The sequence below is a fragment of the Vibrio sp. QJM3NY_35 genome (genome assembly GCF_057785915.1).
Window position 1 is genome coordinate 1807865 of record NZ_CM173507.1, and the last position, 15728, is coordinate 1823592.

The window sequence follows — 15728 nt, forward strand, 5'->3', positions numbered from 1 at the left end:
CTTTTTTGTTATTTTAATCTTGCGGTTTATATATGACATCATTGAGTAAGTTGCTCAATGCTTGCCCTATTATATCACCAGAGTTGACATCCACATAACCTAGCTGGTCTACAGCATCCTCTAACTTGATAGTTTGATGATTCCCATCACGATCGATATGAAGCTCAACATCATTGTTATCTACCACTTTAGCCGTCACATCACCTAATAGGTCATCCATACTCTCGCCATTGTGTAGCAAATCAGAAATATCAATATGATCTTCAGTTACAGTAAAGTCAGTGATCACATCTAATGAGTTAACGAAGTCAGCCTCGCCTATAACGAATAGATCATCACCCTCACCACCGGTTAATAGGTCATTACCGGAACCACCGACTAGTATGTCATCACCTTTCCCACCTTCGAGAACATCATTGCCGCCATGACCAAATAGTATGTCGTTACCATCATCCCCATAGAGGTAATCTGTCTTGTCACCTTGGTGATCTTGGTTAAACTCTTGAATGTTATCCTTCACGTAGTTGTGTATATCTTCTGCATCAACAGTTGATATATCTTGACTAGTTTCGCTGGCAACATGTGATTGAATAGCACTCAGCCCCTGTTCGTTTGAACCAAAATCAATCAAATCACCAAATAGAATATCGTTGCCATCTCCACCATGAAGGGTATCAGCACCTTGTTTTAATGGTACATCTTGGCCCAAAATAGTTTCAGCAAGCTTGGTCACATCGATATTTGAGTCAACAACGCCATCTGTATCATATTGCTGTAGGTTATTCGCGTTGACGCCACTACCCAGGCCAATTGCTTCGACACTCGAAAGACCAGCTAGCACTTGATACATGTGTTGAGCTTGAACAGAATTTCCACCTTCGTCATCGTAATACAGGCTACCATTTGATCTGTCAATATCACCAATTTTCTGAGCAGTAAACGGGGAATAAATTCTTCCTGAAGAGTCAATAAGAACGTTTCCTTTATAGTTCACAGTCTGACCGTAGGTATAGTTATAGTCATCGACAATATCTTCTAACGTCACTAATTGGCCGCTTGAATCAACATCTAAAATCACTTTAGAAAAATCACTCTGAGGCAAATTATCTAGATCGGTATGTCTATTAGGTTTACCGTCAGTGATAAAATAAGTGATGTTCTGACCATTAGGATTAGGCTGACTACCGAACCAGTCTACTGCAGATTGTAAACCTGATTCGTAATTCGTACCACCGCTACCATTGTTTCCAATGGTGTTCAGCTGCGCCACAAAATCTTGTCTTGCTGTTGGAGAACTTAAGTCAACTGAAACAATAAACGTCGCGCCAGATGCAAACTCTGTCAACAGAACATTCACAGTACCAGGTTGTGAACCTTGAGTTGCAGCCGCTTGAAGTTCGTCGAATACATCGAGGATTTCTTGTTTAGCTGTACCTACCCAACTCCCCATACTCCCCGAAGTATCAAGCACGAATGCAATGTTATAATCTTCACCAGCAATAATTTCTATGCCCTGAACATCACCAACAATTAAATCATGATCCGCGCTACCATTAATCATGTCATTCCCATGGGAACCAGATTCCAACACGTAATCGCGTGCTGTTACATCAACAGTTTCAGTACTAGAAGCACTATCACTATTAGAGGACTCTACCGACGTTGCAGTAACGCTGACTGGGAAGTCAAGGGTACCTTCGTAGTCAAACGGTACTTTAATATTAAATGAAGCATTCCCATTTGAATCAATTGGAACAAGAAAAGTACCGTCTACTTCAGCATCAATAGCTTGTCCATTAACATAAACCTCCACACCTTCAGGAAGGCCAGCTACTGTTACTGTCTGAGATAAACTTTCGCTTCCGTCTGTATCAACAAGGTCAACATCAACATCGACAGGAATTATTCTATCTAGAAGCACTGCGTATGTGCCGTCAGGATTCAGTTCTATAACCTTGTCAGCAAATACTACACGCTCAATTTCATACAAATGGTCACCACGATCCTCTTGTCCACTATGATCGTTCACTGAATCGATAGAATTAGTATCCAAGAGGATCCAATATGGCACGCCGCCACCGTGGTTATCTTTAAAGGTAAAGTTATAATCTTCAAAGTTACCTGTTAGATAAACCGTATCGACCCCATCATGGACGGTATTACTACTCGCATCATCACCATAGAAAGAGTCGTTTTGGGCCCCCCCAACAAAGACATCATCACCACCGCCTCCATACATACTATCGACGTTGTTTCCGCCAACAAACAATGTTTCAGTGTCACTATAGTCATTGTTATCGCCAAGATGGGATGGTAGCGAATTATCTAGCCCTATCTCAATCGCTAGGTCAGTGTTCTCTACTTGATTATTGCCAACTGCAGCAATAACATCAGCATGATGAGACGAAGTCGCATTCAACTTAACCATATCCCCAAGTGTTATCTTGACAATAGGCGCATCTGCTACAGCGATAACTTCAATGTCTAAGTTTTCTGTAGCTCCGGTGTTAGTCGTGTAAGTAATCGCCGGAACGTCACCAGACCAATGGTCGGCCGGATCGAAGCTGTAACTGCCGTCTTGATTCACAACTAACGTACCGGCATCAATTGACACGGTTTGTCCAATCGCGTAATCAAGGCCATCAATAGTAATGAAGTCAACCTGGAGAACATTATCTCCATCGGTATCGTTCGCTAAAACATTACCTTGTAATATTTCATCTTCGTTAACGAGGCCTGTATCACTTACTGTATTAGTTGTGAGATTCTCATGAACAATCACATTGATAGTCGCGTTTGATTGAGCAAAGTCTCCATTCGAATCTTCAGTACTTGTTGCGGCCACGAATATCGTGAAATCGTCATGACTACCCTGTGGCGGCATAACAGTGAGAGAATCTAATGCCCACCCCGTAACATCAACCTTATCACTAGTACTACTGATTGTAACCGACACATTACCGTCGGAAATAACTGCACCAACAGGAAGCCCTGCCAATATTACAGCTAACGATTCAGAGCCATCTGTATCACTTAAGCTCGCGCGGATTTCAGATAATGGAATTTCAGTGTCTTGAAGCCCTTCATTAACTTCATAGGTTTCATAAAACTCAACGCCGTTCACCTCTTGAAGTTCAGAAGTTCTAACATCTACATTATTTAAAGCATTTTCATCACTAACGATATAAAGATTACTGTTGCTCAAGTCGACTGCTGGATTACCATCAATGGAAACATTTACATTGTAATTTCCTGCACCACTTTGGTTATGGTGATAAACCTCTATTGGGTAAAAACCAGACTCTGAAGGACTAAAGGCTCCGCCTTTAATGTCACCGCTGTCATTACCCCATCTAGCTTCATCAATTAAGACTCCACCAATTGAAATAGCAATGCTATCGTCCGCAGTTCCAACAAAATCGTAGCTGGTACCGGCTTCAAGGTATATCAACGCGGTAACTAACACGGCCTCATCTTGTGAGGTTGCAGTTGTACCAGTATCTTCGGCATTTGCTGTAGTGGATTGAACACCACTTGTCGGGTCGAGCATATCAATGGCATCAATAAGCACAAGACCAGTTACGCCAAGGCCATTGTGACCGCCGATATTAACGTTACTCCAAGTTGTGACGTTAAACTCTTGTTGAGGTAATGAAAGTCCAGGAGTAATCGTAGCCAGATTTGGCTTATCTGCTATCGGTGTAACGTCGATGGTTAATGTTGACTCCTGACCATCGTTTTGACCGTCTGTTGGTCTAAAACCAATTTGAGCATAGTCAGATGATTGGTCTCCAACGTTTGAACCACCAAAACTGTCATCACCAGATTCATTGTAATCGGGAGTGAAACGAACTTCATTCGAATCAAATTGGCCTTTAGTCAACTCTTGTCCCTGCTGAACTGACTGCCAAACACCTTGTGTATCCATGTACTCCAGCACACCATCCGCTGGTAACGAAATAATTTCGACGGACAATAAGTGGTCCGGGGAGTCTACATCTGATACTCCGAATGATGACCAAGCAAGGGTTAAAGTCATACCCTGAGCATCTTCCCCAATAGTTATTGTAGAAGGCGAGGCTTCTGGTGCATCGTTAACATCCGTTAAAGCAATATCAACCACCGCAGTATCTTCACCACCAGTACCGTCAATCACCTTAACATTTAATGTATAGTCACCAAGATCCGCATCATCGATAGTCTGATTTAAAGTGATATCGCCGCTTACAGCATCGATATTAAATAATCCATTACTTAAAGAGCCGTCAACAAAGCTATAACGAAGGTCATCATTATCTCGGTCTTCGGCTATTACGGTACCAACAACTGTACCGCTTACAGAGTTTTCGCTGACTGACCCCAAGTTATAGCTATCTGTATTTGGCGCGTCACCGGCAGCGTCGCCATCCGAAATGAATTCTGGCGCATGCTGCGCATCCACAATAATCACCGTCGCCTCGGAAGCACTAGTATCAAGTGATGAATTAGCTCCCGCGGAGCTCGTGAGAATGATCTCTAGATTTTCTGCACTTTCATAAATGCCATCGTCTAAAGTTTTAATATCTAATGGTGCGGAGGTTTGACCCGAAGGAATCGTCACAGTATAAGTAGTCGGAGCTAAATAATCACCGTTAGTTACATCGCCACCGATAGTAAACGTTACGGTTACATCTTCAGCCGCCAACTGGTCAATACTTATGGTAAAGCTCGCATCACTGTTTTCTACTACTGAGGCTGTATCTGCAGTAATACTAACTTTTGGTGCAACTTGCGCGTCTGTGATGGTCGCTTCGCCTGTCGCCGTGCCGTTAGACGTCACGCCGTTCGATTCTGTCACCACTAGACCGAAGGTTTCATCGCCTTCATAGACATTGTCGTCTGCAGTCGGAACGGTCACAGTAATCGCTGTCACGCCCGCTGGGATCGTCACGTTGCCGCTTCCATCCACCGTCAGAGTTTGTGTCTGGTTATTTCCATCGACGTAAGTCACCACCATGTCACCAAGGTCGTTGGCTTCTGCTGTGTAGTTACCGTCCGTCGTTGGCGCTAGATTCACCACCACTGGCGCTTCGGTTTCATTCGACAGTGACACGGTGAAGACCGCATCTGTCCCTTCGTTCACGTCACCCGCGTCAGTCACAGATAATGCTGGCTTATCGTTGTCTGGGGTTCCTGGGCCTGTACCGTCGTCTGTGATGGTCGCTTCGCCTGTCGCCGTGCCGTTAGACGTCACGCCGTTCGATTCTGTCACCACTAGACCGAAGGTTTCATCGCCTTCATAGACATTGTCGTCTGCAGTCGGAACGGTCACAGTAATCGCTGTCACGCCCGCTGGGATCGTCACGTTGCCGCTTCCATCCACCGTCAGAGTTTGTGTCTGGTTATTTCCATCGACGTAAGTCACCACCATGTCACCAAGGTCGTTGGCTTCTGCTGTGTAGTTACCGTCCGTCGTTGGCGCTAGATTCACCACCACTGGCGCTTCGGTTTCATTCGACAGTGACACGGTGAAGACCGCATCTGTCCCTTCGTTCACGTCACCCGCGTCAGTCACAGATAATGCTGGCTTATCGTTGTCTGGGGTTCCTGGGCCTGTACCGTCGTCTGTGATGGTCGCTTCGCCTGTCGCCGTGCCGTTAGACGTCACGCCGTTCGATTCTGTCACCACTAGACCGAAGGTTTCATCGCCTTCATAGACATTGTCGTCTGCAGTCGGAACGGTCACAGTAATCGCTGTCACGCCCGCTGGGATCGTCACGTTGCCGCTTCCATCCACCGTCAGAGTTTGTGTCTGGTTATTTCCATCGACGTAAGTCACCACCATGTCACCAAGGTCGTTGGCTTCTGCTGTGTAGTTACCGTCCGTCGTTGGCGCTAGATTCACCACCACTGGCGCTTCGGTTTCATTCGACAGTGACACGGTGAAGACCGCATCTGTCCCTTCGTTCACGTCACCCGCGTCAGTCACAGATAATGCTGGCTTATCGTTGTCTGGGGTTCCTGGGCCTGTACCGTCGTCTGTGATGGTCGCTTCGCCTGTCGCCGTGCCGTTAGACGTCACGCCGTTCGATTCTGTCACCACTAGACCGAAGGTTTCATCGCCTTCATAGACATTGTCGTCTGCAGTCGGAACGGTCACAGTAATCGCTGTCACGCCCGCTGGGATCGTCACGTTGCCGCTTCCATCCACCGTCAGAGTTTGTGTCTGGTTATTTCCATCGACGTAAGTCACCACCATGTCACCAAGGTCGTTGGCTTCTGCTGTGTAGTTACCGTCCGTCGTTGGCGCTAGATTCACCACCACTGGCGCTTCGGTTTCATTCGACAGTGACACGGTGAAGACCGCATCTGTCCCTTCGTTCACGTCACCCGCGTCAGTCACAGATAATGCTGGCTTATCGTTGTCTGGGGTTCCTGGGCCTGTACCGTCGTCTGTGATGGTCGCTTCGCCTGTCGCCGTGCCGTTAGACGTCACGCCGTTCGATTCTGTCACCACTAGACCGAAGGTTTCATCGCCTTCATAGACATTGTCGTCTGCAGTCGGAACGGTCACAGTAATCGCTGTCACGCCCGCTGGGATCGTCACGTTGCCGCTTCCATCCACCGTCAGAGTTTGTGTCTGGTTATTTCCATCGACGTAAGTCACCACCATGTCACCAAGGTCGTTGGCTTCTGCTGTGTAGTTACCGTCCGTCGTTGGCGCTAGATTCACCACCACTGGCGCTTCGGTTTCATTCGACAGTGACACGGTGAAGACCGCATCTGTCCCTTCGTTCACGTCACCCGCGTCAGTCACAGATAATGCTGGCTTATCGTTGTCTGGGGTTCCTGGGCCTGTACCGTCGTCTGTGATGGTCGCTTCGCCTGTCGCCGTGCCGTTAGACGTCACGCCGTTCGATTCTGTCACCACTAGACCGAAGGTTTCATCGCCTTCATAGACATTGTCGTCTGCAGTCGGAACGGTCACAGTAATCGCTGTCACGCCCGCTGGGATCGTCACGTTGCCGCTTCCATCCACCGTCAGAGTTTGTGTCTGGTTATTTCCATCGACGTAAGTCACCACCATGTCACCAAGGTCGTTGGCTTCTGCTGTGTAGTTACCGTCCGTCGTTGGCGCTAGATTCACCACCACTGGCGCTTCGGTTTCATTCGACAGTGACACGGTGAAGACCGCATCTGTCCCTTCGTTCACGTCACCCGCGTCAGTCACAGATAATGCTGGCTTATCGTTGTCTGGGGTTCCTGGGCCTGTACCGTCGTCTGTGATGGTCGCTTCGCCTGTCGCCGTGCCGTTAGACGTCACGCCGTTCGATTCTGTCACCACTAGACCGAAGGTTTCATCGCCTTCATAGACATTGTCGTCTGCAGTCGGAACGGTCACAGTAATCGCTGTCACGCCCGCTGGGATCGTCACGTTGCCGCTTCCATCCACCGTCAGAGTTTGTGTCTGGTTATTTCCATCGACGTAAGTCACCACCATGTCACCAAGGTCGTTGGCTTCTGCTGTGTAGTTACCGTCCGTCGTTGGCGCTAGATTCACCACCACTGGCGCTTCGGTTTCATTCGACAGTGACACGGTGAAGACCGCATCTGTCCCTTCGTTCACGTCACCCGCGTCAGTCACAGATAATGCTGGCTTATCGTTGTCTGGGGTTCCTGGGCCTGTACCGTCGTCTGTGATGGTCGCTTCGCCTGTCGCCGTGCCGTTAGACGTCACGCCGTTCGATTCTGTCACCACTAGACCGAAGGTTTCATCGCCTTCATAGACATTGTCGTCTGCAGTCGGAACGGTCACAGTAATCGCTGTCACGCCCGCTGGGATCGTCACGTTGCCGCTTCCATCCACCGTCAGAGTTTGTGTCTGGTTATTTCCATCGACGTAAGTCACCACCATGTCACCAAGGTCGTTGGCTTCTGCTGTGTAGTTACCGTCCGTCGTTGGCGCTAGATTCACCACCACTGGCGCTTCGGTTTCATTCGACAGTGACACGGTGAAGACCGCATCTGTCCCTTCGTTCACGTCACCCGCGTCAGTCACAGATAATGCTGGCTTATCGTTGTCTGGGGTTCCTGGGCCTGTACCGTCGTCTGTGATGGTCGCTTCGCCTGTCGCCGTGCCGTTAGACGTCACGCCGTTCGATTCTGTCACCACTAGACCGAAGGTTTCATCGCCTTCATAGACATTGTCGTCTGCAGTCGGAACGGTCACAGTAATCGCTGTCACGCCCGCTGGGATCGTCACGTTGCCGCTTCCATCCACCGTCAGAGTTTGTGTCTGGTTATTTCCATCGACGTAAGTCACCACCATGTCACCAAGGTCGTTGGCTTCTGCTGTGTAGTTACCGTCCGTCGTTGGCGCTAGATTCACCACCACTGGCGCTTCGGTTTCATTCGACAGTGACACGGTGAAGACCGCATCTGTCCCTTCGTTCACGTCACCCGCGTCAGTCACAGATAATGCTGGCTTATCGTTGTCTGGGGTTCCTGGGCCTGTACCGTCGTCTGTGATGGTCGCTTCGCCTGTCGCCGTGCCGTTAGACGTCACGCCGTTCGATTCTGTCACCACTAGACCGAAGGTTTCATCGCCTTCATAGACATTGTCGTCTGCAGTCGGAACGGTCACAGTAATCGCTGTCACGCCCGCTGGGATCGTCACGTTGCCGCTTCCATCCACCGTCAGAGTTTGTGTCTGGTTATTTCCATCGACGTAAGTCACCACCATGTCACCAAGGTCGTTGGCTTCTGCTGTGTAGTTACCGTCCGTCGTTGGCGCTAGATTCACCACCACTGGCGCTTCGGTTTCATTCGACAGTGACACGGTGAAGACCGCATCTGTCCCTTCGTTCACGTCACCCGCGTCAGTCACAGATAATGCTGGCTTATCGTTGTCTGGGGTTCCTGGGCCTGTACCGTCGTCTGTGATGGTCGCTTCGCCTGTCGCCGTGCCGTTAGACGTCACGCCGTTCGATTCTGTCACCACTAGACCGAAGGTTTCATCGCCTTCATAGACATTGTCGTCTGCAGTCGGAACGGTCACAGTAATCGCTGTCACGCCCGCTGGGATCGTCACGTTGCCGCTTCCATCCACCGTCAGAGTTTGTGTCTGGTTATTTCCATCGACGTAAGTCACCACCATGTCACCAAGGTCGTTGGCTTCTGCTGTGTAGTTACCGTCCGTCGTTGGCGCTAGATTCACCACCACTGGCGCTTCGGTTTCATTCGACAGTGACACGGTGAAGACCGCATCTGTCCCTTCGTTCACGTCACCCGCGTCAGTCACAGATAATGCTGGCTTATCGTTGTCTGGGGTTCCTGGGCCTGTACCGTCGTCTGTGATGGTCGCTTCGCCTGTCGCCGTGCCGTTAGACGTCACGCCGTTCGATTCTGTCACCACTAGACCGAAGGTTTCATCGCCTTCATAGACATTGTCGTCTGCAGTCGGAACGGTCACAGTAATCGCTGTCACGCCCGCTGGGATCGTCACGTTGCCGCTTCCATCCACCGTCAGAGTTTGTGTCTGGTTATTTCCATCGACGTAAGTCACCACCATGTCACCAAGGTCGTTGGCTTCTGCTGTGTAGTTACCGTCCGTCGTTGGCGCTAGATTCACCACCACTGGCGCTTCGGTTTCATTCGACAGTGACACGGTGAAGACCGCATCTGTCCCTTCGTTCACGTCACCCGCGTCAGTCACAGATAATGCTGGCTTATCGTTGTCTGGGGTTCCTGGGCCTGTACCGTCGTCTGTGATGGTCGCTTCGCCTGTCGCCGTGCCGTTAGACGTCACGCCGTTCGATTCTGTCACCACTAGACCGAAGGTTTCATCGCCTTCATAGACATTGTCGTCTGCAGTCGGAACGGTCACAGTAATCGCTGTCACGCCCGCTGGGATCGTCACGTTGCCGCTTCCATCCACCGTCAGAGTTTGTGTCTGGTTATTTCCATCGACGTAAGTCACCACCATGTCACCAAGGTCGTTGGCTTCTGCTGTGTAGTTACCGTCCGTCGTTGGCGCTAGATTCACCACCACTGGCGCTTCGGTTTCATTCGACAGTGACACGGTGAAGACCGCATCTGTCCCTTCGTTCACGTCACCCGCGTCAGTCACAGATAATGCTGGCTTATCGTTGTCTGGGGTTCCTGGGCCTGTACCGTCGTCTGTGATGGTCGCTTCGCCTGTCGCCGTGCCGTTAGACGTCACGCCGTTCGATTCTGTCACCACTAGACCGAAGGTTTCATCGCCTTCATAGACATTGTCGTCTGCAGTCGGAACGGTCACAGTAATCGCTGTCACGCCCGCTGGGATCGTCACGTTGCCGCTTCCATCCACCGTCAGAGTTTGTGTCTGGTTATTTCCATCGACGTAAGTCACCACCATGTCACCAAGGTCGTTGGCTTCTGCTGTGTAGTTACCGTCCGTCGTTGGCGCTAGATTCACCACCACTGGCGCTTCGGTTTCATTCGACAGTGACACGGTGAAGACCGCATCTGTCCCTTCGTTCACGTCACCCGCGTCAGTCACAGATAATGCTGGCTTATCGTTGTCTGGGGTTCCTGGGCCTGTACCGTCGTCTGTGATGGTCGCTTCGCCTGTCGCCGTGCCGTTAGACGTCACGCCGTTCGATTCTGTCACCACTAGACCGAAGGTTTCATCGCCTTCATAGACATTGTCGTCTGCAGTCGGAACGGTCACAGTAATCGCTGTCACGCCCGCTGGGATCGTCACGTTGCCGCTTCCATCCACCGTCAGAGTTTGTGTCTGGTTATTTCCATCGACGTAAGTCACCACCATGTCACCAAGGTCGTTGGCTTCTGCTGTGTAGTTACCGTCCGTCGTTGGCGCTAGATTCACCACCACTGGCGCTTCGGTTTCATTCGACAGTGACACGGTGAAGACCGCATCTGTCCCTTCGTTCACGTCACCCGCGTCAGTCACAGATAATGCTGGCTTATCGTTGTCTGGGGTTCCTGGGCCTGTACCGTCGTCTGTGATGGTCGCTTCGCCTGTCGCCGTGCCGTTAGACGTCACGCCGTTCGATTCTGTCACCACTAGACCGAAGGTTTCATCGCCTTCATAGACATTGTCGTCTGCAGTCGGAACGGTCACAGTAATCGCTGTCACGCCCGCTGGGATCGTCACGTTGCCGCTTCCATCCACCGTCAGAGTTTGTGTCTGGTTATTTCCATCGACGTAAGTCACCACCATGTCACCAAGGTCGTTGGCTTCTGCTGTGTAGTTACCGTCCGTCGTTGGCGCTAGATTCACCACCACTGGCGCTTCGGTTTCATTCGACAGTGACACGGTGAAGACCGCATCTGTCCCTTCGTTCACGTCACCCGCGTCAGTCACAGATAATGCTGGCTTATCGTTGTCTGGGGTTCCTGGGCCTGTACCGTCGTCTGTGATGGTCGCTTCGCCTGTCGCCGTGCCTGTCGCGCCAGTGCCGCCCTCAACGCTCACGCTGAACGTCTCGTCGCCTTCATACACGTCATCGCCTGTGGTCGCCACGCTCACTTTCAGCTCGGTCTGACCCACTGGGATTGTGTAGCTACCGTCATCGTTCGGTGTCACGACCGTCACACCATCTGACAACGTCACTACCATGTTACCGATGTCGTCCGATTCCGCTGTATTAGCGCCTGCCGTTGAGCTCGTCAGGTTCACCGTCACTGCCGTGTCCACCTCCTTGTCTAGGCTCACGGTGAACTCGGCCGCTGAGCCTTCACTCACGCTCACGGTTTCTGTGATGCTCACGCTCGGAACAGGACTAACCCCAACATCAACCGTGATTGTATCTGTACCGCCCTGAACGTCATCAACAACAACTGTAAAACTATCAGAGCCGTTGTAGTTCTCGTCTGGGGTATATGTCCAATTGCCATTTTCGTCGACGACTACAGAGCCGTTTGACGGATCTGTGCCTTTTGTGAATATTAGCGAATCACCATCCGCATCTGTCGCGTTTAACGTTCCGCTTACTGGGGTATCTTCGTCGGTGGTTAATGAAACGTCATTGCCAATAGGAGCATCGTTGACAGGAACAACACCAATATTAACTGTGATGGTATCCGTGCCGCCTTGACCGTCGGATACAACAACCGTAAAGCTGTCATCGCCGTTGTAATTTTCATTAGGAGTGTAAGTCCAGTCGCCATTTTCATCGACGACGACAGAGCCATTTGATGGGTCTGTCGCTTTGGTGAAAGATAGAGAATCACCATCTTCGTCTGTGGCTGAAAGGGTTCCGTTTACTGGTGTGTCTTCATTTGTTGTAAAAGAGACAGTGTCACCGACTGGTGAGTTATTGTTATCAACAAAAGTAGGTTCGTTATTAGGTTGTTCAAACGAACGAAAGGCATCGAGGAGACTGAGGCTTTGAGTGCGAGACATACCCAGCGCTTCAAAACCTGTAGTTACGAACTCGGTACCTGGAATAGTTTCTTCACCATCACGTTCGATGGTTCCGCTGGTACTCAGGCTAGAACCATTTTGACCAGCCGCAGTAGCGAACTCATCTCCTAACTCAGTCGGATCTTGACCTTCTTCTAATGCGGCAAAGATATTTGCGATATCTTGGTCTAGTTCAACTTCACCATCTTCGGGTGAAAAGCGCTTAACTGATACCTGAGGTTCATTAGGTGTATTTAGAGAGTCAAGGGTTACGTCCCCAGCCTGCAGAGGTTCTCCCTCTTCAAGAACTCTAACTGTGCCATCCACCGAAATAACAATGCGCTGACCCAGTGCAAGTGCACCGGTCAAATTCAGTGTTGTCATATCCATATAAACCCCTAAAAAAGCATTTCTTGTCATTAACGTCAAAATAGTGACATTATATTTATAATATTAGTTAAAATATAACACTTAAAGTCATATAATTCCTAGTTATGAATCTAGTATTTAACAACTTGAGTGACAAGCTAATGATGGTGATCACATCACATAACAATCTTAGTGCTCATGCCAGCAATATAAGTTATTGTGTTTGCGGAAAATAATAGATTTATAAACGTAAGATTAACGTGTATAAAAACACCATAAAACGCACGCTGACCGGTTAACATTTTCACAACCATTTACGAACGCCAGCTTAGCGATCGTGGTTTTTTTGGCGGTTCATCTAAATTTTGTATATAACGGCATGAATTCAAGACTTAGGTGTACGCCAATTTTAGGGAGATTTACATTGAACAGGCTTCAAAAGACAACATTAGGGTTAGCAATAAGTATTACCTTACCGGCGACAGCACAAACCTTAGAGCAAGCCGTTGCGTTTACTTTAGAAAGTAACCCTGAAATCAAAAGTGCTTATAATGAATATGTCAGTAAGCGATATATTAATGATGCTTCTGGTGGTGCTTACCGTCCGAGTATAGACCTGGATGGAGGGATCGGTTATGAACACACCGACCTAGCGACTAACTCGAGCACAACAGATCTAACTCGAAAAGAAGCGACTATTACCCTTACTCAACTTATCTGGGATGGTTCCAATACCTCAAATGATATCGATCGGACCGCAGCTGATGCAGAATCTGTACGCTATCAACTGCTATCAAATGCACAGGACATCGCTTTAGAAGTCACTAAGGTCTATCTTGATGCAGTGAAATCCTATGAAGTACTGTCACTCTCTGAAAACAACCTCGCGACACACAAAAAAATATACAGTGATATCCGCAAACGTGTTGAATCAGGCATTGGATCAACAGCAGATATGTCACAGGTAGAGGCACGTATCGCTAAAGCACACGGTAATTTGCTTGCAGCGCAAAACAACCTTTTTGACACTCACACTCAATTTAAAAGGCTTGTCGGTCAATCTCCGCTAGGGCTAACCTTCCCTCGAGCAGATGCGGGGGCTATCCCTTATACCGTTGATGGCGCATTGGCAAAAGCCTTTAACCAACACCCAGTAATCAAGATTGCACAAGCCGATGTGGACTCAGCCAAGTTTCAATACAAGCAATCCAAGAGTACTAACTACCCGACGGTTTCTTTTGAAGCAGCACAAACCTGGCGTGATGATGCCGGCGGTACCGAAGGAAGTAGTGATGAGTTTTCTGCCATGGTTCGTTTGAGGTATAACCTTTACAACGGCGGAGCGGATCAAGATCGTGCTGAAAGTGCCGCTTATCAACTCAATAAAGCAAAAGACCTACGTGAGAGCACCTATCGTAATGTAGAGGAAAGTCTGCGTCTTTCGTGGAGCGCTCTCGATCTGACCGTCCAACAAAAAGAATTCTTATCTGACCATGTAGATTCAGCATCAGACACCGTGATCTCGTATGAGAAACAGTACCGTATCGGCAAACGTACCCTTCTCGATTTACTTAATACCGAGAATGAACTATTTGAAGCCCGTAAAGGGTATTTGGATGCCAAGTACGACGAACAATACGCAAAATACAGAGTGATGAACGCAACAGGAAACCTGTTGACCGGACTACGCGTCGAAACCCCTCAAGAATGGAATGAAAAGGTAGAATACTAATGAAGCTGATAAAGACTGTATTTCCGCTTTGTATCATGGTTGTCTCTGCCAATGTTTTAGCTGAAACAAGCGATGAAGAATTTGAATATCGAGCTCTTCCTGAGATCACACAAATTTATGATCTCGAAGATGATGATAATGATGGAGTAATCAATGCTAGAGATCTGTGTCCTGATACGCAAATTGGTGCTGAGATAGATAACGACGGTTGTGGTTCATATTTCGAATCTTCAGAAAAGAAAGAGCTCCACATACTCTTTGCTAATAACTCTACGGAGATTAACCCTGTTTTCCTTAGCCAAATACGCCAGATGGCTGCGTTTTTGAAGCGCTACGAGAGTACAAGCATTGAATTGCAAGGTTATGCCAGCAAAGTAGGCAATTCCGAACACAATTTAAAGCTCTCAAAAGAGCGCGCGTTACATGTAAGGCGTGCACTGATAAGCAATGGTATTCAGCCATCTAGAGTTAATATCGTAGGTCATGGAGACTCTGAATTCAGCAGCGATGACACCCAAATCAATCACGCACTGCATCGAAAAGTTGTTGCTTCCGTTGTTGGATTTAAGGGGAATATCAAAGAAGAATGGCACATCTTCACCAAAATTAAAAAGTAGGCGTTACCCTGCTTTTACCATACTGAAACGTTATCTTAAGTTAACGTTTCAGTATGGTGATAATTCCTTGAATAGCATATACCTAAGCCGTCTATAATGTTAATCTTGCCACGTTATCAACATAGAGAATTAATCCATGAGCAAACTAACAGCTGATACTCAAGCAAATCTAGAACTTTTCGTTTCTGAAACACAAGAAACTAAACTTGTATGGGGCCTTCGCAACGAAGAAGGTTGGCTAGCATGTGACTCAAGTGAATTCGAAAACAGCGAAGTGATGCCATTCTGGTCTTCAAAAGAAGATGCTCAAACTCACAACGTTGAAGAGTGGGCTGACTTCGAAGTATTAGAAATTCCACTAGATATCTTTGTAGAAGATTGGTTACTGACTCTTGCTGAAGACGGCGTTCTTGTTGGTACTAACTGGAATGCAACATTAGAAGGCAAAGAGCTTGAGCCTTCTGACCTAGCGAAATTATACATCTAATTTCCGATATCGGTCGTGCGAATCGTGCGACCGATATACCTCTGATTAGTATCAATAAATTAGAGACCTACCTCGCATAACCTCGTAGCCGCACCACTCAAAATTTGAAGCAACATCAAACTAATAATAGAA

4 protein-coding genes are annotated in these 15728 nt (G+C 48.3%); 3 read left to right on the forward strand and 1 reads right to left on the reverse strand.

All coding sequences use genetic code 11. The features are described 5' to 3' along the window. Positions 1–13: 13 nt before the first annotated feature. Positions 14–12781, reverse strand: coding sequence for a Calx-beta domain-containing protein (locus AC3CH3_RS08360; protein WP_488536934.1), 12768 nt, complete (start codon positions 12779–12781; stop codon positions 14–16). A gap of 403 nt (positions 12782–13184) precedes the next feature. Here AC3CH3_RS08360 and AC3CH3_RS08365 point away from each other — a divergent pair, with 403 nt between their 5' ends. From AC3CH3_RS08365 to AC3CH3_RS08375, 3 genes are all read left to right on the forward strand, one after another. After that, the gene (locus tag AC3CH3_RS08365; RefSeq protein ID WP_019824716.1) at positions 13185–14492 is read left to right on the forward strand and encodes a TolC family outer membrane protein; all 1308 of its coding nucleotides are present in this window, start codon (positions 13185–13187) and stop codon (positions 14490–14492) included. After that, the gene (locus AC3CH3_RS08370; protein ID WP_488536935.1) at positions 14492–15109 is read left to right on the forward strand and encodes an OmpA family protein; all 618 of its coding nucleotides are present in this window, start codon (positions 14492–14494) and stop codon (positions 15107–15109) included. Before AC3CH3_RS08365 ends, AC3CH3_RS08370 begins: the two co-directional genes overlap by 1 nt. 136 nt (positions 15110–15245) lie before the next feature. Beyond that, the gene (locus AC3CH3_RS08375; RefSeq protein ID WP_017062305.1) at positions 15246–15596 is read left to right on the forward strand and encodes a DUF2750 domain-containing protein; all 351 of its coding nucleotides are present in this window, start codon (positions 15246–15248) and stop codon (positions 15594–15596) included. The last annotated feature ends 132 nt before the right edge of the window (positions 15597–15728 follow it).